Raw genomic sequence first — 19476 nt, 5'->3', positions numbered from 1 at the left:
GCAACGCGGCTCGCGCCGAAACGTCAACAGACCCTAATTCTTCTTGCGCAGCGGCCCGTCGTGCAGCTCGCGCAGCTGGCGCTTGAGCACCGGCAGCGGCGGCGCGTAGAGAAAACCGAAGGATACGCAGCGCTCCTTGCCTTCGACCGCATGGTGCAGACGGTGCGCCTGATACAGCCGCTTGAGATAGCCGTTGCGCGGCACGTAGCGCAGCGGCCACCGGTGATGGACCAGCCCGTCGTGGGCGACGAAGTAGAGAAATCCGTAGGCCGTCATCCCGGCGCCGATCCATTCCAGCGGGTGATAACCGGCCGTGCCGAGGGCGATCAGCAGGATCGCCACGCCAGCGAACACCACCGCATAGAGGTCGTTCTTCTCGAACCAGCCGTTGCGCGGCTCGTGGTGTGACTTGTGCCAGCCCCAGCCCCAGCCGTGCATCACGTACTTGTGCGCCCACCAGGCGAAGACTTCCATGCCGGCCAGGGTGGCCAGGAAGACGAGCGTATTGGTCAGTGGACTCATGGCGGGATTCCGTGTGACGTGCGGTCGATTCTACGCCCCGTCGCGGCGGCTCAGGGCTCGCCGCGACGGAATGCGTAATGACTCAGGCCCGCCAGCCGCCGGCAAGTTCACGCGTCAGCTGACCGGCCGGAATCTCCCGGCAGCCGCTGACGTTTTGCCCGGCCCACAGCGGCGTGCAGTGATCCAGGCCCTGCTTCTCGGTCTGGGCGCGCAGCGCGCCGATGGCGTTGCCGGCCAGCGGGAAGGGCGGCACGCCTTCGGGCAGCGGACCCAGTTCGCGCATGATGCGGTTGACGATGCCACGCGCCGGGCGCCCGCTGAACAGGGTGGTCAGCGTCGTATGTGCCGCCTGCGGGCTCTTCAGCGCGGCGCGATGCAGCGCATTGGTGCGGCTCTCCGGGCACAGCAGGTAGGCGGTGCCCAGTTGCACACCAGCGGCGCCCAGGGCCTGCGCTGCCGTCACGCCATTGGCATCGGCGATGCCGCCAGCGGCGACCACCGGTACGTCCAGCGCGGCGACCAGTTGCGGCAGGAGGGCGAAGGTGCCGAGTTGGGTGGTCAGGTCCTCGCCGAGGAAGATGCCGCGGTGGCCGCCGGCCTCCAGGCCCTGGGCGATCACCAGGTCGACGCCGTGCTGCTGCAACCAGAGGCCTTCGGCGACCGTTGTCGCGCTGGACGCGATCTTCGCCCCGGTGGCGCGGGCGCGCTGCAACAGGTCGGGGCTAGGCAGGCCGAAGTGGAAGCTGACCAGTGCGGGCCTGTGCCGCTCCAGCACCGCGGCCATTGCCGCGTCGAACGGCTGGCGGGTGGCGCCGGTGGGAATGCTCGCCGGGTCGATGGCGAACTCGGCGAACATGGGTGCGAGCATCCGGTGCCAGGCGTCGAAGGCCGTCGGGTCGGCAGCCGGCGTCTGGTGGCAGAAGAAGTTGACGTTGTAGGGCCGGTCGGTCAGCGCCTCGATGGCGGTCAGCTCGGCGTCCAGCGCCTCGGCGTTGAGCATACCGGCCGGGATCGAACCCAGCCCGCCGGCCTCGCAGACCGCCGCGGCCAGCAGATGATTCTGCGCACCGGCCATGGGTGCCTGGATGATGGGATGCTCGATGCCGAAAAAATCGCGCAGGTCCATGAGGTCAGCTCCGTTCAGTCGTCGTGGGTGGGCACTGTAGCCCTAGTCGGTGGCCGGGGAAAACGACGCTGGTCATGCCGGACCTGCGCGGCGCAAGGCGGACGGGTAAACTGCGCGGCTCTCGAGGAGGATCAGATGAACTACCGCCACGCCTTCCATGCCGGCAACCACGCCGATGTGCTCAAACACCTGGTGTTGAGCCGGATCTTCGCCCTGCTGTCGCGCAAGGAGGCCCCGTTCGCCTACCTCGACAGCCACGCCGGCGTCGGCCTTTACGACCTGGCCGGCGACCAGGCCAGCCGTACCGGCGAGTGGCTGCAGGGCATCGCCCGCATCTGGCAGGCCGAAACCCGCCCGGCGCTACTAGACGACTACCTCGGCGTGATCCGCTCGCTCAACCCGGACGGCGCGCTGCGCTACTACCCGGGCTCGCCGGAACTGGCGCGGCAGCTGACCCGCGAGCAGGATCGGCTGCAGCTCAACGAGAAGCATCCCGAGGATGGCGCCCTGCTCAAGGACAACATGTCCGGCGACCGCCGCGTGGCGGTGCACCGGGGCGAGGGCTGGCATGTACCGCGGGCGCTGATGCCGACCCGCGAGAAGCGTGTGGTGCTGCTGATCGACCCGCCATTCGAACAGGCCGACGAACTGAGCCGATGCGTCACGGCGCTCAAGGAAGCGCTCGGCCGCATGCGCCAGACCATCGGCGTGATCTGGTACCCGATCAAGGACGAGCGCCAGCTCAAACGCTTTTATCAGGACCTCGCCCGCAGCGGCGCCCCGAAACTGCTGCGCGCCGAACTGTTCGTCCACCCCGCCGACGACGCCAGCCGCCTGGCCGGCTCGGGCCTGGCCATCGTCAACCCGCCGTGGGGGCTGGAGGATGAACTGCGAGAGCTGCTGCCATGGCTGGCCGAGCAGCTGGCGCAGAGTCAGGGTAGCTGGCGGCTGGACTGGCTGATCGAAGAGGCCTGAGCCGCTGAGATCACCACCCGGTGGATCGATTAAGCGCTATCCACCCTACGCAGACGCCTGGTTTCGTAGGGTGGATGTCGCTTTTCACATCCACCGTCACGGGGCTGAAGTCGCACCGCTTGGCCGTCCTCAGAACAGCCTGAGCGGCTCTTCCTGCAACGCCGACATCTGCTCGCGCAGGATCAGCACCTGGTCGCCCCAGTAGCGCTCGCTGCCGAACCAGGGAAAGCTCATGGGGAAGGCCGGGTCGTCCCAGCGTCGTGCCAGCCAGGCGCTGTAGTGCATCAGCCGCAGCGCGCGCAGGGCCTCGATCAGCGGCAGCTCGCGCGGGGCGAAATCGTGGAATTCGTTGTAGCCGTCCACCAGTTCGGCCAGCTGGCCGAGCCGCTCGTGTCGCTCGCCGGCGAGCATCATCCACAGATCCTGTACCGCCGGGCCCATGCGGCAGTCATCCAGGTCGACCAGATAGAAGGCGTCGTCGCGGGCGAGGATATTGCCCGGGTGACAATCGCCATGCAGGCGGATCGGGGTGAAGTTGGTGCTGGCGAAGACATCCTCGACCCGCTTGAGCAGGTCCCGCGCCACCGACTCGTACGCCGGCAGCAGGCTCCGCGGCACGAAGTCGCCTTCCAGCAACGTGCTCAGCGAATCATGGCCGAAGTTCTGCACGCCCAGCGTTTCGCGATGCTCGAACGGGCGGTTGGCGCCTACCGCATGCATGCGGCCCAGCAGCTGGCCGAGGCGATAGAGCTGGTCGAGATTGCCGGGCTCCGGTGCGCGGCCGCCGCGCCGCGGGAAGAGGGCGAAGCGAAAGCCTGCGTGCTCGAACAGCGTGCTGCCGTCGCGCTCGAGCGGTGCCACCACCGGCACCTCGTGCTCGGCCAGTTCCAGACTGAACTGGTGCTCCTCGAGGATCGCCGCGTCGCTCCAGCGGCCCGGGCGATAGAACTTGGCGATCAGCGGCGTTTCGTCTTCGACGCCCACCTGATAGACGCGGTTCTCGTAGCTGCAGAGCGCCAGCACGCGGGCATCGCTGAGGTAGCCGATGCTTTCCACGGCGTCGAGGACCAGGTCCGGCGTGAGTGTGTCGAAGGGATGGGACATGACCGGCTCCGCTGACTAGGTCGTCCAGTGTACGCCCTCCATCGGTCGGCGGCTTCATTCGCCGGGCTTCGGGGTGCGCGCCAGGCAGTAGACATCGACCCGTTCGGCGCCGGCGCGCTTGAGCAGGCGCGCAAGGGCTTCGGCGGTGGCGCCGGTGGTCAGCACATCGTCGACCAGCGCCAGATGCCGGCCCTTGATGTCGGCACCGGTTGCGATGGCGAAGGCCTGACGCAGGTTGCGGCGGCGGGTGGCGGCGTCCAGCTGCTGCTGAGCCGGGGTGTCGAGCACACGTTCGAGCACGCGGGCGTCGGTGGCGATGCCCAGTGGGCGGCTCAGCCAGTCGGCGAGCATCTGCGCCTGGTTGAAACCGCGCTGGCGCAAGCGACGACGGGCCAATGGCACCGGCAGCAGCAGGTCCGGCCGCGGCAGCCCATCGGCGAAGGCATGCTCAAGATGATGGGCCAGGCGTTCGCCGAGCAGCCGGCCATAGGGCCAGCGCGCCTGGTGCTTGAAGCGGGTGATCAGCGCATCCACCGGGAAGGCGAAGCGCCAGGGCACTTCGACGTGATCGTAGCTGGGCGGTCGCTTCAGGCATTCGCCACAGACCAGCCCGCGGCTGGGCAGCGGGACCGCGCAGACCGTGCACCGACCGTCGAGCCAAGGCAGATCCGCCTCGCAGTGGCTGCACAGTGGCTGACCCTCGCAGCGCTCGTCGCAGAGCAGGCAGTGGTGTTCAATAATTGACCAGTTGTAAACCATGATTCCGTTCCTGGTTGACAGCGTATCGGGCTTGGCTAACCATTCCGCATCCGTGTCAGGCCGCCGCGCCGCTATTAATTACAAGGAATGCCCATGAGCGCCACCTCCGCTTCCGTTACCCGCCACGACTGGTCCCTCGCCGAGGTCAAGGCGCTCTTCGAGCAACCCTTCAACGACCTGCTGTTCCAGGCGCAGACCGTGCATCGCCAGCACTTCGACCCCAATCGTGTTCAGGTTTCGACGCTGCTCTCGATCAAGACCGGTGCCTGCCCGGAAGACTGCAAGTACTGCCCGCAGTCCGGTCACTACAACACCGGTCTCGATAAAGAGAAACTGATGGAAGTGCAGAAGGTGCTGGAGGCCGCAGCCGAGGCCAAGGCCATCGGCTCGACGCGCTTCTGCATGGGCGCGGCCTGGAAGCATCCGTCAGCCAAGGACATGCCCTACGTGCTGAAAATGGTCGAGGGCGTCAAGGCCATGGGCCTGGAAACCTGCATGACTCTTGGCAAGCTGGATCAGGAGCAGACCCGCGCCCTGGCCGCTGCGGGCCTGGACTACTACAACCACAACCTGGATACCTCGCCGGAGTTCTACGGCAACATCATCACCACCCGCACCTACGCCGAGCGTCTGGAGACGCTGAGCTACGTGCGCGAGGCGGGGATGAAGATCTGCTCGGGCGGCATCCTCGGCATGGGTGAGTCGCTGGACGATCGCGCTGGCCTGCTGATCCAGCTGGCGAACCTGCCGGAGCACCCAGAGTCGGTGCCGATCAACATGCTGGTCAAGGTCAAGGGCACGCCGCTGGCCGAGGAACAGGACGTCGATCCGTTCGACTTCATCCGCATGCTCGCGGTGGCGCGGATCATGATGCCGAAATCCCATGTGCGTCTGTCGGCCGGGCGTGAACAGATGAACGAGCAGATGCAGGCCCTGGCCTTCTTCGCGGGTGCCAATTCGATCTTCTACGGCGAGAAGCTGCTGACCACCGCCAACCCGCAGGCGGACAAGGACATGCAGCTGTTCGCGCGTCTGGGCATCAAGCCGGAAGAACGTCAGGAGCACGCCGACGAGGTGCACCAGGCAGCCATCGAGCAGGCGCTGATCGAGCAGCGCGACAGCAAGCTGTTCTACAACGCCGCGGTCTGATCTTCTCGCCGGGGGGATGAGCGTCGCGTTCGTCCTCTCGGTGCCTGCTCTGGTTTCTTCGCAGTGACGGCCCGCTTGCGGTTGTTCACCGTCTCCGGTTCCTGCCATGACATTCGATCTCGCTTCCCGCCTCGCCGCCCGTCGTGCCGAGCACCTCTACCGCCGGCGTCCGCTGCTGCAGAGTCCGCAAGGGCCTGAGGTGACGGTCGACGGTGAACGCCTGCTGGCGTTCAGCTCCAACGACTACCTGGGCCTTGCCAACCATCCCGAGGTGATCGCGGCGCTGCAGCAGGGCGCTGCGAAGTGGGGCGTGGGCGGCGGTGCTTCGCATCTGGTGATCGGTCACAGCACGCCGCATCACCAGTTGGAGGAGGCGCTTGCCGAGTTCACCGGCCGGCCGCGTGCGCTATTGTTCTCCACCGGCTACATGGCCAACCTGGCCGCAGTAACCGCGCTGGTCGGGCAGGGCGACACGGTGCTGGAGGATCGGCTCAACCACGCCTCGCTGCTCGATGCCGGGCTGCTCAGCGGCGCGCGCTTCTCGCGTTATCTGCATAACGACGCGAGCAGCCTCGCCAAGCGGCTGGAAAAGGCCAGCGGCAACACCCTGGTGGTCACCGATGGCGTGTTCAGCATGGACGGCGATCTCGCCGACCTGCCGGCGCTCTGCGCCGAGGCGAAGCGACATGGCGCCTGGGTGATGGTCGACGATGCCCATGGCTTCGGCCCGCTGGGCGCCACCGGCGGCGGCATCGCCGAGCATTTCGGTCTCGGGATCGACGAGGTGCCGGTGCTGGTCGGCACCCTCGGCAAGGCCTTCGGTACCGCGGGCGCCTTCGTCGCCGGCAGCGAGGAGCTGATCGAAACGCTGATCCAGTTCGCCCGTCCCTACATCTACACCACCAGCCAGCCGCCAGCGGTGGCCTGTGCCACACTGAAAAGCCTGGAGCTGCTGCGCAGCGAGGGCTGGCGCAGAGACCAGCTGAACCGACTGGTCGCGCGCTTTCGCGCCGGCGCGGCGCAGATCGGCCTGACGCTGATGGCCAGCCCGACGCCGATCCAGCCGGTGCTGGTGGGCAGCAGTGCGCGGGCGCTGAGGTTGTCGGCCTTGCTGCGCGAGCGCGGCATTCTGGTCGGCGCCATACGTCCGCCGACCGTTCCGGCCGGCAGCGCGCGATTGCGGATCACCCTGACCGCGGCCCATACCGACGCGCAGCTGGAGCGCCTGCTGGAGGCGCTGGCCGACTGTTGGGCTCTGATGCCCGAGGAGTGCGACGATGCGTGATCGACTGACCCTGCTGCCGGGCTGGGCCTTTGGCCCCGCTGCCCTCGAACCACTGGCCGAACTGCTGCGCGAACGTGAACCGCGTTTGCAGGTCGAGATCGCCCCGTTGCCTGCACTGGAACAGCCCGACGCCTGGCTCGACGAACTGGATGCGCGTCTGCCATCGGACAGCTGGCTGGCCGGTTGGTCACTGGGGGGGATGCTGGCCACGCAACTGGCGGCGCGCCGCGGCGACAGCTGCCCCGGCCTGATCACCATCTGCAGCAACCCCTGCTTTCGCAGTCGCGACGACTGGCCGACGGCCATGCAAGCGGAAGTGTTCAATGCCTTCGAAGAGGCCTTCCGCCTCGGCCCGGACGACACGCTCAAGCGCTTCAGTTTGCTCTGCAGTCGCGGCGCCTACGATCCACGCACCCTTGCCCGGCAATTGCAGGTGAGCCTGCTGGATCAGCCGCAGGCCGTGGCGGCTGCGGGCCTGCGCCTGCTCGCCGAACTGGATGGGCGCGCGGCGCTGCAGCGTTACGTCGGGCCGCAGCTGCACCTGTTCGCCGGCAGCGATGCGCTGGTCCCCGCCACTGCGGCTGATGCCTTGCTGGCCTGCCTGCCGGATGTAGAGGTCGATGTGCTGGCCAATGCCAGCCATGGTTTGCCGCTGGAACGCGCGGAAGACGTGGCGACGGCGATGCTGGCCTTCATGGGTGAGGGCGAGGATGACTGACAGCACCACCCTGTTGCCGGACAAGCGCCAGGTCGCCGCGTCCTTTTCCCGCGCGGCGGCCAGCTACGACAGCGTCGCGGCCCTGCAGCGGCAGGTCGGCAACCAGCTGCTGGCGCGGCTGCCCGCCGATCTGCAGGTCGCCAGCTGGCTCGATCTGGGTAGCGGCACCGGCTATTTCTCTCGCGCACTGGCAGCAGCGTTTCCCCAGGGCGACGGCATCGCGCTGGATATCGCCGAGGGCATGCTGCGTCATGCCCGGCCGCAGGGCGGTGCGCGCCATTTCGTGGCCGGCGATGCCGAGCGCCTGCCGCTGCGCGATGCTGGCCTGGACCTGATCTTTTCCAGCCTGGCCCTGCAGTGGTGCGAAGATTTCGCCAGCGTGCTCGGCGAGGCGCGACGGGTGCTTCGCCGAGGCGGCACCTTTGCCTTCAGCAGCCTGTGTGTGGGTACCCTGCAGGAGCTGCGCGACAGCTGGCAGGCGGTGGACGGTTTTACCCACGTCAACCGTTTTCGCACCCTGGACACCTACCAACGACTCTGCCGGGACAGCGGTTTGCAACTGCTCGGCCTCGAGGTTCGCCCCGAGGTGCTGCATTTTGCCGATCTGCGTCAGCTGACCCACGAACTCAAGGCGCTGGGCGCGCACAACCTCAATCCCGGTCGTCCGGGCGGCCTCACCGGCCGTGCACGCATCCGCGCGTTGGTCAGTGCCTACGAGCGCTACCGCCAGGCCGAGGGGCTGCCAGCCACCTATCAGGTCGTCTATGGCCTGCTGCGCAAGGAATCGTGAAATGAGTCTGGCCTTCTTCGTCGCCGGTACCGATACCGATGTCGGCAAGACCACCATCGCCGCCGGCCTGCTGCATGCCGCCCGCGCGCAGGGGATGTCCACCGCGGCGATCAAGCCGGTCGCCTCCGGCTGTGAACTGACCGACGCCGGCCTGCGCAACAGCGACGCATTGGCGCTGCAAGCCGAGTGCAGTCCAGCGCTGGATTACGCCACGGTCAACCCGTTTGCCTTCGCGCCGGCGATCGCGCCGCATATCGCCGCTCGCGAAGCCGGTGTCGAGCTGAGCGCCGAGCGTCTGGTTCAAGTGATACGGCCGGTTTTGGCGCGGCAGGCCGATTTCACCCTGGTGGAAGGTGCAGGCGGCTGGCGCGTGCCGCTCAACGCGCAGGAAAGTCTTTCGGCGGTCGTACAGGCGCTGGGCTTGCCGGTGATCCTGGTCGTCGGCGTGCGGCTGGGGTGCATCAATCACGCGGTGCTCAGTGCCGAGGCGATTGCCCGGGATGGGCTGGCACTGGCCGGCTGGGTGGCCAACATCGTCGACCCGGCAACCTCGCGTATGGAGGAGAATCTGGCGACGCTGGCCGAGCTGCTGCCAGCGCCCTGTCTCGGCCGTGTGCCGCGTCTGGACCAGCCAGATGCTCAGGAGGTCGCCCGCCATCTGTCGCTCGGCGCCCTGCAACTGCCGAGCGGTCGAGGTTCCACGAACTAGCGCCTTGCCGGCGCAACCGGCATCTGCTTGAATGCTGGCAACCTGATAGCGCGTGGAGCGAACCATGCAGATCACCAACAGCCTCATGGGCGCCGGGCTGAGCGCCTTCCAGAACGGTCAGCAGCGCGTCGAGCAGGCCGCATCCAGCATCGCCTCCGCCAGTGCGCCCGCGCTGGGCAATTCCCAGGCGGTCGCCGAGCTCACCGAAGAGCTGATCCAGCTGAAGGTCGGCGAGCACACTGCCAAGCTCGGCGCCCGCATGATCCAGAGCGCCGACGAAGTGCTCGGTACGCTGATCGACACTCAGGCCTGATCGAGCTTCCCGCTCCCCATTCTCTTGCTGCGAGCGCGCCGCTCTGCCAGGCGCCTGTTCGGCTGTTTCCACGCTCGTTGTCTGGCTCGCCATCGCTTACGCCACCCCGACAAGTGATTGCAACAATGCATTTCCAGTAGACCCATCTGCCTTGCCTGGCGTCGAGGCCGGTGCGACTGTGCCCGTAATCTGGCCGATTCAGCCGATCGATGGCGACCCTTCCCCTGCTTGACATCGCTCAGGTCGAAACGTATGTTTCAAACGCCTGTTTGACCCGTCGGGCGTATCGTCCGACGGTCGGAATCGAATTCGAATGGCCGGACTTGCCGGTCAGCTGCAACAAGAACTCACCGCTGAGGTTTACGCTATGCCCGATTACAAGGCCCCCTTGCGCGATATCCGCTTCGTACGTGACGAGCTGCTCGGCTACGAGGCGCACTATCAGAGCCTCCCGGGATGTGAAGACGCCACCCCGGACATGGTCAATGCCATTCTCGATGAAGGCGCGAAGTTCTGTGAGCAGGTGCTGGCACCGCTGAACCGCGTCGGCGATACCGAGGGCTGTACCTGGAGCGAGTCCGGCGTGAAGACGCCGACCGGCTTCAAGGAGGCCTATCAGCAGTTCGTCGAAGGCGGCTGGCCGAGCCTGGCCCACGACGTCGAGCACGGCGGCCAGGGCCTGCCGGAGTCTCTCGGCATGGCCATGAGTGAAATGATCGGTGAAGCCAACTGGTCCTGGGGCATGTACCCCGGCCTGTCCCACGGCGCCATGAACACCCTGCATGCCCACGGGACTCCCGAGCAGCAGCAGACCTACCTGACCAAGCTGGTATCCGGCCAGTGGACCGGCACCATGTGCCTGACCGAGCCGCACTGCGGTACCGACCTGGGCATGCTACGCACCAAGGCCGAGCCGCAGGCCGACGGCAGCTACAAGGTCACCGGCACCAAGATCTTCATCTCCGCTGGCGAGCACGACATGGCCGAGAACATCGTCCACATCGTACTGGCCCGCCTGCCCGACGCCCCTGCCGGTACCAAGGGGATCTCCCTGTTCATCGTGCCGAAGTTCCTGCCGAACGCCGAAGGCGAGGCGGGCGAGCGCAACGGCGTGTCCTGCGGCTCCATCGAGCACAAGATGGGTATCCACGGCAACGCCACCTGCGTGATGAACTTCGACGGCGCCACTGGCTTCCTGATCGGCCCGCCGAACAAGGGGCTGAACTGCATGTTCACGTTCATGAACACCGCGCGCCTGGGTACCGCGCTGCAGGGCCTGGCCCACGCCGAAGTGGCCTTCCAGGGCGGCATCAAGTACGCCCGCGAGCGTCTGCAGATGCGTTCGCTGACCGGCCCCAAGGCTCCGGAAAAGGCCGCCGACCCGATCATCGTGCATCCGGACGTGCGCCGCATGCTGCTGACCATGAAGGCCTTCGCCGAAGGCAACCGCGCCATGCTCTACTTCGCCGCCAAGCAGGTCGACGTGATGCAGCGCAGCCAGGACGAGGAGCAGCGCAAGGCGGCTGACGCCATGCTGGCCTTCCTCACCCCGATCGCCAAGGCGTTCATGACCGAAGTCGGCTTCGAAGCGGCCAACCACGGCGTGCAGATCTACGGTGGCCACGGCTTCATCGCCGAGTGGGGCATGGAGCAGAACGTGCGCGACAGCCGCATCTCCTGCCTGTACGAAGGCACCACCGGCATCCAGGCGCTCGACCTGCTCGGCCGCAAGGTGCTGATGACTCAGGGCGAGGCGCTCAAGGGCTTCACCAAGATCGTGCACAAGTTCTGCCAGGCCAACGAAGGCAACGATACCGTCAAGGAATTCGTCGAGCCGCTGGCCAAGCTGAACAAGGAATGGGGCGAGCTGACCATGAAGGTCGGTATGGCCGCCATGAAGAACCGCGAGGAAGTCGGTGCCGCATCGGTCGACTATCTGATGTACTCCGGCTATGCATGCCTGGCCTACTTCTGGGCCGACATGGCGCGCGTCGCAGCCGAGAAGCTGGCGGCCGGCACCGAGGAAGAGGGCTTCTACAAGGCCAAGCTGCAGACTGCTCGCTTCTACTTCGCACGCATCCTGCCGCGTACCCGTACCCATGTGGACGCCATGCTGTCCGGCGCCGACAACCTGATGGAGATGGCCGAGGAAGATTTCGCCCTCGGTTACTGATCGGTTGTTGCTGAAGAAGGCCGCTGCATCTGCAGCGGCTTTTTTTTGCGCCGCTTTCGGCCGGTCTGCAAGACAACTGTGCTTTTCGACCTTTTGGCTGCACATCCGTAGCCGTTAAGGCAAAATGCCAGCTTTTCTCGCTGCGCCGGTATTCTCGTGTCGCGCCCCTATTCGCCTCGCTTCAGTCACTTCCTTGCACCGCTGGCATTGCTGCTTGGCGGCGAGGCGATCGCACGCCAGGTCGTGCTGAACGAGTTCTTCACTTCGCTGTACAACGTGCTGCCGACGGTACTGTTGCTGCTCGGTGGGGCGCTGTGCGCGATGTACGGCCGCATTCGCGAGCTATTCCTGCTGCTTTGCGTCTATATCGTCTATTTCCTGCTCGACACTCACGCCGACTATTACCGGGCCCATGGCAGATTGCTGGACGACGCGGCGCTGACGTTCCATCTGTGCAGTCTGTTGCTACCGCTTTTATATGGCTTGTATGGCCTGTGGCGAGAGCGCAGCCACCTGGCACAGGATGGTCTGGCCCGGGCGGCGGTGCTGTTTGCCCTGGGCGTCGTTGCGGTCGCGTTGGCGAAGCGATTTCCGGAGGCGCTGCACGCCTGGCTGGTGGTGATCCGCTGGCCATCGCTGCAGGCCGATTGGCTGCCGCTCATCCAGCTGGCCTATCCCGCTTTCATCGTTGCGCTGGCGTTGCTGGTGGTGCAGTACCTGCGGCAGCCCAGGCCTTCACATGCGGCGCAGATCGTCGCGCTGATCGCCTTGCTGCTGATGCTGCCTCAGACGTTCAGTCGCATCGCCGCACTGAACATCCTCAGCAGCCACGTGTTGCTCATGCTGGTCGTGGCCATCGCTCACGAAGCCTATCTCATGGCCTTTCGCGACGAGCTGACCGGTCTGCCGGGGCGGCGTGCGCTGAACGAGCGGCTGCAGCGCCTCGGCCGGCAGTACGTGCTGGCCATGGCGGACGTGGATCATTTCAAGAGTTTCAACGATACCCATGGGCATGATGTCGGCGACCAGGTGCTGAAAATGGTGGCCAGCCGCCTACGCAAGGTCGGTGGTGGCGGGCGCGCCTATCGCTACGGTGGCGAGGAGTTCACTCTGGTGTTTCCGGGGCGTAGCGTCGAGCAGTGTCTGCCGCACCTGGAGGCTGTCCGCCAAGCGATTGAGGGGTATGCCCTGCAACTGCGTGACGCCAGCAAGCGGCCCAAGGATGACCGCCAGGGACGTATGGCGCGTGGTCATTCATCGACAGCGCAGGTGTCGGTGACCATCAGTATCGGGGTGGCCGAGCGGCAGAGCGACCAGCGCAGCCCGGAGGAAGTCATCAAGGCGGCCGATCAGGCGCTGTATGGCGCCAAGAAGGCCGGCCGCAATTGTGTTCGGGTGCATGGCAGCGGGCGCGGCGCAGTGCGTATGGCCGGCCATTCGCGTTAGGGCTGTAGCGGTTCGCTTATGACCGCACAAAACTATCTGGTCATAAAAAGACGCTTAATCCTGTCCTGGTTGTTCGGTTAGACTCGCTGGAAACGGCCCACAGTGGCTGCAACCCAGTGTCTTGCGAGGAACCTTGCCATGGCTGACTACCAAGCGCCGCTGCGCGACATGCGTTTTGTCCTGAATGAAGTCTTCGATGCGCCGAAGCTCTGGCAGGCGCTGCCAGCCCTGGCCGAGGTGGTCGACGCGGAAACCGCCGACGCGATCCTCGAAGAGGCCGGCAAGATCACCGCCAACAGCATCGCCCCGCTCAATCGCAGTGGTGACGAAGAGGGTTGCCGCTGGGACGGCGGTGCGGTGTCGACACCGGCCGGCTATCGCGAGGCCTATCAGCTGTACGCCGAAGGTGGCTGGGTGGGTGTCGGTGGTGACCCGGCATTCGGTGGCATGGGCATGCCCAAGGTCATCTCGGCGCAGGTGGAGGAGATGATGAACTCCGCCAGCCTGGCGTTCGGTCTGTATCCGATGCTGACATCCGGCGCCTGCTTGTCGATCTACGCCCATGCCAGCGAAGAGCTTAAGCAGAAGTACCTGCCGAACATGTACGCCGGCGTCTGGTCCGGTTCCATGTGCTTGACCGAGCCGCATGCCGGTACCGACCTCGGCATCATCCGCACCAAGGCCGAGCCGCAGGCCGATGGCTCCTACAAGGTCAGTGGTACCAAGATCTTCATCACGGGCGGCGAGCACGACCTGACCGACAACATCATTCATCTGGTGCTGGCCAAGCTGCCGGATGCGCCGGCCGGTTCGCGCGGCATCTCCCTGTTCCTGGTGCCCAAGGTTCTGGTCAATGACGACGGCTCGCTCGGCGAGCGCAACTCGCTGTCCTGCGGTTCGATCGAACACAAGATGGGCATCCAGGCGTCCGCCACCTGCGTGATGAACTTCGATGGTGCCACCGGCTGGATGGTTGGCGAACCCAACAAGGGTCTGGCGGCGATGTTCACCATGATGAACTACGAGCGTCTGGGCGTCGGTATCCAGGGCTTGGCCACTGGCGAGCGTTCCTACCAGAGCGCCATCGAGTACGCTCGCGAGCGCATCCAGAGCCGTGCCCCGACTGGCCCGGTGGCGCAGGACAAGGCCGCCGATCCCATCATCGTGCATCCCGATGTGCGGCGCATGCTGCTGACCATGAAGGCCTTGAACGAAGGTGGGCGTGCGTTTTCCAGCTACGTCGCGCTGCAGCTCGATATCGCCAAGTTCAGCGACGACGAAGCGGCACGGCAGCGGGCCGAGGCGCAGGTTGCGCTGCTGACGCCGGTGGCCAAGGCCTTCCTCACCGACATGGGATTGGAAACCACTGTGCATGGTCAGCAGGTGTTCGGCGGCCACGGCTTCATTCGCGAATGGGGCCAGGAGCAACTGGTGCGCGACTGCCGTATTACCCAGATCTACGAAGGCACCAACGGCATCCAGGCGCTGGACCTGGTCGGACGCAAGATTGTCGGCAGCGGCGGCACCATGTATCAGGCGTTCGTCGATGAGATCCGCGCGTTCGTCGCCAGTGCCGGTGCGGATCTGCGCGAGTTCACCGAGCCCCTCAAGGCTGCGCTGGACAATCTGGACGAGCTGACCGCCTGGGTGATCGATCAGGCCAAGACCAATCCGAACGAGATCGGCGCCGCTTCGGTCGAGTACCTGCACGTGTTCGGCTACACCGCGTACGCCTACATGTGGGCGCGGATGGCGGCGGTTGCACTGGCCAAGCAGGGCGAGGGCGATTTCTATCAGAGCAAGCTGGGCACGGCGCGCTTCTACTTCGCCCGGCTGTTGCCACGCATCCACTCGCTGACTGCCTCGGTCAAAGCAGGAAGCGATTCGCTGTACCTGCTCGAAGCGGCACAATTCTGAGTGGAGAGGCTTAATCTAAGGGCAATTTGAAATTATTTGGCCATGACGTGGAACGATTAAGCCGCCCCTTCTGTCATAAAACTCGCGCCATGTAAGCCTGGACTTACAGGATTGCGTCAAGGATGACGCGATGTAGGAAAAGGCTTACAGGGCGTGATGCAAAATGGCTACTACTGGCTCACGAGGCACGGCGGTACTCTACTGCATAGGGACGTTGCACAAGGAAAGCGCGGATCAACAACACGGACCAACAAGGAGCGGTGCCAGGACGGCACGCGATCATGGATGTCAGGATTCAGTCTGCAGAGCCCCGCTTCGGCGGGGTTTTTCTTTTCCGCGCCGCCGTGGCTTAGCCATGGTGCTATGGGCAAAGCGCGCGAGCCCTCTTTTGGGGTGAGGCTTAACCTGCCCCTTCGGCGCTTTCAGCCGGGCAGGCACACGCCTGTTCCACCCAGCCCGCAATAACCCCCCGGATTCTTGGCCAGATATTGCTGGTGGTATGCCTCTGCATAGAAAAAAGCTGGAGCGTCGGCAATTTCCGTGGTGATCGCGGGATAGCCGGCAGCGCTGAGGCCACGCTGGAATCGCTCGCAACTGGCCTCCGCTGCACCCCGCTGACGCTCGTCCATGCAAAAGATCGCGGATCGGTACTGGCTGCCGACATCGTTGCCCTGACGCATCCCCTGGGTGGGGTTGTGCGATTCCCAGAAGACCCGCAGCAGTGTTTCGTAATCGATGATCTGTGGATCGAAAACTACCAGCACGGCTTCGGTATGGCCGGTCAGGCCGGAACAGACTTCTTCGTAAGTCGGATTGGGCGTCGGGCCGCCAGCGTAACCGACAGCCGTCGTCCAGACGCCAGGCAGTTCCCAGAATCTCCGCTCCGCCCCCCAGAAACAGCCCATCGCGAAAACGGCCTGCTCGAGGCCTTGGGGAAAGGGCGGTTGCAGCGGGTGCCCGTTGACATAGTGTGCAGCGGGAACCGGCATCGGTGTCGAACGGCCAGGCAACGCCTGCTCGGCCGTCGGCAATGTCTGTTTGTTGAGCAGAATCTGCGAACGTAGGGACATGCGGGCCTCGGTCAGAGCGTGAGCTGGACTTGTAGGCTACAAAAGGCCGGGCGGCAGCGAAAGCGTCGCGCGTCGCCTGGCATGCTCAGGCATTGTGGGGATAACGCTGCAGCGCCTCGTGCAGCGAGCTGCTGGAGATCGGTCTGTCGAACAGGTAGCCCTGGCCGATGTCGCAGCGATGCTGGCGCAGGAACCTTAGCTGTTCGGCGGTTTCGATGCCTTCGGCGACGACTTTCAGATTCAGCTTGCGTGCCATGGCGATCACTGCCGAAGTGATCTCGACGTCATCCTGGTTGCCCGGGATGTCCTTGATGAAGCTTCGGTCGATCTTGATGACGTCGATGGGAAACTTCTTCAGGTAGCTGAGCGAGGAATACCCTGTGCCGAAATCATCCATCGCCAGGGTCAGCCCCAGCGCCTTCAGGCCGAGCAGCTGCTGGCGGGTTTCCTCGGTGGCGTCGAGCAGCAGGCTCTCGGTCAGTTCCAGCTCCAGCTGAGCAGGTGGCAGTTGCTCTTCGAGCAGTATTGTCGCGATCGAACCGAGCAGGTCGGGATCGGAGAACTGCTTGGGTGACAGATTGATCGCCACTTGAGGGGCGCCAAACCCTAGTGCCGACAGCCGGACACCCATGCGGCACGCTTCGCGCGCCACCCATTTGCCAATGGGGATAATCAGGCCGGTTTCTTCCGCAACGCTGATGAACTGATCCGGGCTGATCATGCCCTTTTCCGGATGGTTCCAGCGCAGTAGTGCCTCCAGGCCCTGCAGTCGACCGCTGCGCAGGCAGAGCTTGGGTTGATAGAACACCTCCAGCTCGTTCTGTATGAGCGCGCGGCGCAGGCTGTTCTCGACGAACAGTTTGTAGTTGGCCTCGGCGTGCAGCGCCTCGGTAAACACCTGTACCTGATTCTTGCCGTTGGCCTTGGCTTTGTGCAGTGCCTGCCCGGCATGCTTCATCAGCGTCTCGGGATCGCGGCCATGCTCGGGCGAACAGGCGAGACCGAGCGAGCCACTGACGCTGATCAGGTGTTTATCGACGAACAGTGGCTTGTCGAGGATGTGCAAGACCTGGTCGGCAAGGCGAATCCCCTCCTCGAGCTCCATTTCATCGAACATCAGGGCGAACTCGTTGCTGGCGAAGCGCGCCAATACGCTCTGCTGGCTCAATCCGTTGCGCAGGCGGCGGGCGAGGCTGGCAAGCAACTTGTCGCCGGTCTGGTGGCCAAGGCTGTCGTTGATCCGCTTGAAGTTGTCGATATCGACGAGCAGCAGGCAGAGCCGCGGCTCGGCGCCGGCTGCGAAGCGTTCTTCGAGGCTGCGGATGAAATAGGGACGATTGCCGAGGCTGGTGAGATTGTCGGTGTAGGCCAGGCGCTCGATGTGCTGGTGCGCCAGCTTGCTACGGGTGATGTCTTCGTAGATGCCGATGTAGTGGGTGAGAATGCCGTCCTCGTTGAAGACCTTGGAGATCGACAGCTGGCCCCAGTATGGCTCGAGGTTCTTGCGTCGCGAGCGGAACTCGCCCTGCCAGCTGTTGCTGTGCGCCAGTGCCGATGACGTGGCGAACAGCAGCTCGCTGAGATTTTCCAGCGCTTTGAGGTCTGCCAGACGCTGACCGCGAACCTCGGACTCGGTGAACTGGCTGATGGTCGTGAAGGCCGGATTGACGTACTCCACCCGTCCTTCGCGGTCGACCAGGATGAACGCGCTGGCACTCTGCTCGACGGCGCGCTGGAACAGGCCGAGCATATGGGTGGCACTGAGGCGCTGCTGGTTGGCCAGTACCTGAGCGTACTGATCGGCCAGCTCGCCGGCGAACGCAATCTCGTCGGCTTGCCAGATTCGCGGTTTGCCATCGTGTTGCAGGCTCAGCACGCCAACCACCTCGCCTCCGACTCGGATGCTGGCGTCGAGTATCGACTGGGTACCCAGGGGCGCGTAGAGCTGTCCGCCGAGTTCGCTGGTTCGATGATCCTGCAGCACGTCCCGTGCATCCACTGCTCGACCGCTCTGCAGCGCCTGCAAGTAGCGGGGAAAAGGCGCCAGCTCGAGCGGCGCGAGGGTTTCATAGCTATCGCTGATGCGTGCGTAGCAGGCGATCGGCTCCAGGCGCGTTCCGCTCAGGTGCCAGATGGCGGCACGGTTGACCTCGTAGACTTCGCAGGCCGCCTGGGTGATCAGCTGCGCCGCTTCGAGTTGTGGGTTGGCCGAGCCGTAGCGGTGCCTGGCCAGCCGGACGATGAGGCTCTGCTGGGTGCGTGAGCGCAGCATGTGCTCGACATGCTCGTCCTGGGCCTGCTCATGCTCCTGCAGTGCCATGCGCAAGCGGGCGTTCTGCGTTCTCAGGTCATGATCCGATTCGGGGTGCCGGCCGGCCAACAGGTATCCCCTGAGTAGCTCGCGACCGTATTGCTGGCAAACTTCGCCGAGTTCGGTGATATCCAGGACCCCGTCAGGCGTGTGCAGCCGGTAGCCGACCTGATAGTGATTGCGCCCGGCCAGCTGCTGCTGGATGTCTTCGTGCAGCTGGTGGCGAGCGCTGGGTTCCATGAGACTGGCGTAGGGCGAGTCGACCAGCGAGCAGAGATCGCCGGCGCTGACTCCGAATGCACGCTCGCAGGTCGGATCGAGAAACAGCAGTGTCCAGCTCGGCTCGTTCAAACGCTCGAAGCGCAGCATGCCGAGCCGTGATGGCACTGGCAACTGCGTCACAACCTCGGTCGCCAGTCGGCTGGCGGCATCGGTATGTATTTTCATCGAGCGGCTGGCTTCCAGTATGCTCCACGGAGTTGGGCTGGCCTGGGCTCCAGGTGCCGTTCCAGCGAAGGACGATGGCTAAATAATATTAATTCCGGGCAAGGGTGCATCATGCGACAGGGACTGACAAGTCGGCTTGCGAAGTTAGTGATGGTCTCGCTTTTCTGTACCTTCGGGATACCCCTTCAGGCTGCTGAACCGGTGGAGTTCGCATCTGATGAATCGGCCAACTATCTGGCCGAACTGCGCCGGCTGTATCTGACCGGCAGCGACCGTCAGGCCTTGCTGGCACACAGCAACGGGCTGCTCGGCACCTACGCCTTGCGTGCCGGTTTCCAGATCGGTCAGCCCAACCCCCAGGATGTGCTCTACGAGCTGAGCGTGGCGACGCCCGGCGAGCTCCGCATCCGCGAAGAGGTGCGTGGCAGTAACGGCGGCGTAGCGGTACGCAACCGCAGCCTTTCGGTATTCGGGCTCGACCCCTATCTCCAGTACCAATGTCCGGCGCAGGGCTTCAGTTGCGCGATCAACAGTCCGGCCGATGGTTTGCCGCTGGTGGTGATCCAGCGTGACCCGGCGGGTGCTGAGGAGCTTGCCAAGGCGCTGTCTTATCTGATCCGAAACCTGCAGAAGGGGTGAACCCGACGCTGCAGATTGTTCGT

At 64.8% G+C, this 19476-nt stretch carries 17 protein-coding genes; 11 read left to right on the top strand and 6 right to left on the bottom strand.

Annotated elements, in window-relative coordinates:
• Nucleotides 1-33: 33 nt before the first annotated feature.
• Nucleotides 34-522: a sterol desaturase family protein gene (locus NAO55_RS09655; RefSeq protein ID WP_102838829.1), complete on the bottom strand. Its 489-nt coding sequence runs from the start codon at nucleotides 520-522 to the stop codon at nucleotides 34-36.
• A gap of 82 nt (nucleotides 523-604) precedes the next feature.
• On the bottom strand, nucleotides 605-1648 hold the full coding sequence (locus NAO55_RS09650; RefSeq protein ID WP_048330069.1) for an NAD(P)H-dependent flavin oxidoreductase: 1044 nt from the start codon (nucleotides 1646-1648) through the stop codon (nucleotides 605-607).
• Nucleotides 1649-1783: 135 nt separating this feature from the next.
• Between NAO55_RS09650 and NAO55_RS09645 the strand changes: the two genes are divergently transcribed.
• The gene (locus tag NAO55_RS09645; protein WP_020305763.1) at nucleotides 1784-2623 is read left to right on the top strand and encodes a 23S rRNA (adenine(2030)-N(6))-methyltransferase RlmJ; all 840 of its coding nucleotides are present in this window, start codon (nucleotides 1784-1786) and stop codon (nucleotides 2621-2623) included.
• Between the two features lie 129 nt (nucleotides 2624-2752).
• On the opposite strand, the gene NAO55_RS09640 is transcribed toward NAO55_RS09645, so the two are convergent.
• Nucleotides 2753-3727, bottom strand: a complete 975-nt coding sequence (locus tag NAO55_RS09640; protein ID WP_102838828.1) for a serine/threonine protein kinase — start codon at nucleotides 3725-3727, stop codon at nucleotides 2753-2755.
• A gap of 54 nt (nucleotides 3728-3781) precedes the next feature.
• Nucleotides 3782-4486 (bottom strand): ComFC family protein, encoded by a 705-nt coding sequence (locus NAO55_RS09635; RefSeq protein WP_102838827.1) that lies wholly within the window; start codon nucleotides 4484-4486, stop codon nucleotides 3782-3784.
• Between the two features lie 93 nt (nucleotides 4487-4579).
• Here NAO55_RS09635 and bioB point away from each other — a divergent pair, with 93 nt between their 5' ends.
• The 9 genes from bioB (at nucleotide 4580) to NAO55_RS09590 (ending at nucleotide 14986) form a co-directional block, all read left to right on the top strand.
• Entirely contained in the window at nucleotides 4580-5635 is a 1056-nt protein-coding gene (bioB, locus tag NAO55_RS09630) for a biotin synthase BioB (RefSeq protein WP_011914874.1), read from the top strand.
• Between the two features lie 106 nt (nucleotides 5636-5741).
• Nucleotides 5742-6920: an 8-amino-7-oxononanoate synthase gene (gene bioF / locus NAO55_RS09625; protein WP_102838826.1), complete on the top strand. Its 1179-nt coding sequence runs from the start codon at nucleotides 5742-5744 to the stop codon at nucleotides 6918-6920.
• Nucleotides 6913-7638, top strand: a complete 726-nt coding sequence (locus NAO55_RS09620) for an alpha/beta fold hydrolase (RefSeq protein WP_102838825.1) — start codon at nucleotides 6913-6915, stop codon at nucleotides 7636-7638. Before bioF ends, NAO55_RS09620 begins: the two co-directional genes overlap by 8 nt.
• The gene (gene bioC, locus NAO55_RS09615; RefSeq protein WP_102838824.1) at nucleotides 7631-8428 is read left to right on the top strand and encodes a malonyl-ACP O-methyltransferase BioC; all 798 of its coding nucleotides are present in this window, start codon (nucleotides 7631-7633) and stop codon (nucleotides 8426-8428) included. The genes NAO55_RS09620 and bioC overlap by 8 nt, the downstream gene beginning before the upstream one ends.
• Before the next feature lies 1 nt (nucleotide 8429).
• Complete coding sequence (gene bioD, locus NAO55_RS09610; protein WP_102838823.1) at nucleotides 8430-9137, top strand: dethiobiotin synthase; 708 nt, start codon at nucleotides 8430-8432, stop codon at nucleotides 9135-9137.
• Between the two features lie 64 nt (nucleotides 9138-9201).
• Entirely contained in the window at nucleotides 9202-9450 is a 249-nt protein-coding gene (locus tag NAO55_RS09605) for a hypothetical protein (protein ID WP_017245459.1), read from the top strand.
• 367 nt (nucleotides 9451-9817) lie between these two features.
• Nucleotides 9818-11623, top strand: coding sequence for a phenylacyl-CoA dehydrogenase (locus NAO55_RS09600; RefSeq protein WP_020305770.1), 1806 nt, complete (start codon nucleotides 9818-9820; stop codon nucleotides 11621-11623).
• A gap of 156 nt (nucleotides 11624-11779) precedes the next feature.
• The gene (locus NAO55_RS09595) at nucleotides 11780-13069 is read left to right on the top strand and encodes a GGDEF domain-containing protein (RefSeq protein ID WP_102838822.1); all 1290 of its coding nucleotides are present in this window, start codon (nucleotides 11780-11782) and stop codon (nucleotides 13067-13069) included.
• A gap of 138 nt (nucleotides 13070-13207) precedes the next feature.
• Nucleotides 13208-14986: an acyl-CoA dehydrogenase C-terminal domain-containing protein gene (locus NAO55_RS09590; RefSeq protein WP_102838821.1), complete on the top strand. Its 1779-nt coding sequence runs from the start codon at nucleotides 13208-13210 to the stop codon at nucleotides 14984-14986.
• A 422-nt stretch (nucleotides 14987-15408) separates the two neighbouring features.
• Here the strand turns inward: NAO55_RS09590 and msrA are convergent, their stop codons facing one another.
• Nucleotides 15409-16056, bottom strand: coding sequence for a peptide-methionine (S)-S-oxide reductase MsrA (msrA, locus tag NAO55_RS09585; protein ID WP_063540787.1), 648 nt, complete (start codon nucleotides 16054-16056; stop codon nucleotides 15409-15411).
• Between the two features lie 85 nt (nucleotides 16057-16141).
• Nucleotides 16142-18814 carry a sensor domain-containing protein gene (locus tag NAO55_RS09580; protein ID WP_102838820.1) on the bottom strand — a complete coding sequence of 891 codons (2673 nt, stop codon included), beginning with the start codon at nucleotides 18812-18814 and terminating at the stop codon, nucleotides 16142-16144.
• A gap of 150 nt (nucleotides 18815-18964) precedes the next feature.
• Here NAO55_RS09580 and NAO55_RS09575 point away from each other — a divergent pair, with 150 nt between their 5' ends.
• On the top strand, nucleotides 18965-19453 hold the full coding sequence (locus NAO55_RS09575) for a hypothetical protein (protein ID WP_102838819.1): 489 nt from the start codon (nucleotides 18965-18967) through the stop codon (nucleotides 19451-19453).
• Nucleotides 19454-19476 lie beyond the last annotated feature (23 nt).

This window comes from Stutzerimonas frequens, assembly GCF_024448335.1.
GTDB lineage: Bacteria > Pseudomonadota > Gammaproteobacteria > Pseudomonadales > Pseudomonadaceae > Stutzerimonas > Stutzerimonas frequens.
The sequence above is the reverse complement of the archived record's forward strand: the minus strand, read 5'-3'. Positions and strand labels throughout refer to the sequence as shown.

Excerpts from the sequence above, each read along its gene's own strand:
- NAO55_RS09655 (WP_102838829.1), bottom strand. The coding sequence starts at position 522 with ATGAGTCCACTGACCAATACGCTCGTCTTCCTGGCCACCCTGGCCGGC.
- NAO55_RS09650 (WP_048330069.1), bottom strand. The coding sequence starts at position 1,648 with ATGGACCTGCGCGATTTTTTCGGCATCGAGCATCCCATCATCCAGGCA.
- NAO55_RS09645 (WP_020305763.1), top strand. The coding sequence starts at position 1,784 with ATGAACTACCGCCACGCCTTCCATGCCGGCAACCACGCCGATGTGCTC.
- NAO55_RS09640 (WP_102838828.1), bottom strand. The coding sequence starts at position 3,727 with ATGTCCCATCCCTTCGACACACTCACGCCGGACCTGGTCCTCGACGCC.
- NAO55_RS09635 (WP_102838827.1), bottom strand. The coding sequence starts at position 4,486 with ATGGTTTACAACTGGTCAATTATTGAACACCACTGCCTGCTCTGCGAC.
- bioB (WP_011914874.1), top strand. The coding sequence starts at position 4,580 with ATGAGCGCCACCTCCGCTTCCGTTACCCGCCACGACTGGTCCCTCGCC.
- bioF (WP_102838826.1), top strand. The coding sequence starts at position 5,742 with ATGACATTCGATCTCGCTTCCCGCCTCGCCGCCCGTCGTGCCGAGCAC.
- NAO55_RS09620 (WP_102838825.1), top strand. The coding sequence starts at position 6,913 with ATGCGTGATCGACTGACCCTGCTGCCGGGCTGGGCCTTTGGCCCCGCT.
- bioC (WP_102838824.1), top strand. The coding sequence starts at position 7,631 with ATGACTGACAGCACCACCCTGTTGCCGGACAAGCGCCAGGTCGCCGCG.
- bioD (WP_102838823.1), top strand. The coding sequence starts at position 8,430 with ATGAGTCTGGCCTTCTTCGTCGCCGGTACCGATACCGATGTCGGCAAG.
- NAO55_RS09605 (WP_017245459.1), top strand. The coding sequence starts at position 9,202 with ATGCAGATCACCAACAGCCTCATGGGCGCCGGGCTGAGCGCCTTCCAG.
- NAO55_RS09600 (WP_020305770.1), top strand. The coding sequence starts at position 9,818 with ATGCCCGATTACAAGGCCCCCTTGCGCGATATCCGCTTCGTACGTGAC.
- NAO55_RS09590 (WP_102838821.1), top strand. The coding sequence starts at position 13,208 with ATGGCTGACTACCAAGCGCCGCTGCGCGACATGCGTTTTGTCCTGAAT.
- msrA (WP_063540787.1), bottom strand. The coding sequence starts at position 16,056 with ATGTCCCTACGTTCGCAGATTCTGCTCAACAAACAGACATTGCCGACG.
- NAO55_RS09580 (WP_102838820.1), bottom strand. The coding sequence starts at position 18,814 with ATGAAAATACATACCGATGCCGCCAGCCGACTGGCGACCGAGGTTGTG.
- NAO55_RS09575 (WP_102838819.1), top strand. The coding sequence starts at position 18,965 with ATGGTCTCGCTTTTCTGTACCTTCGGGATACCCCTTCAGGCTGCTGAA.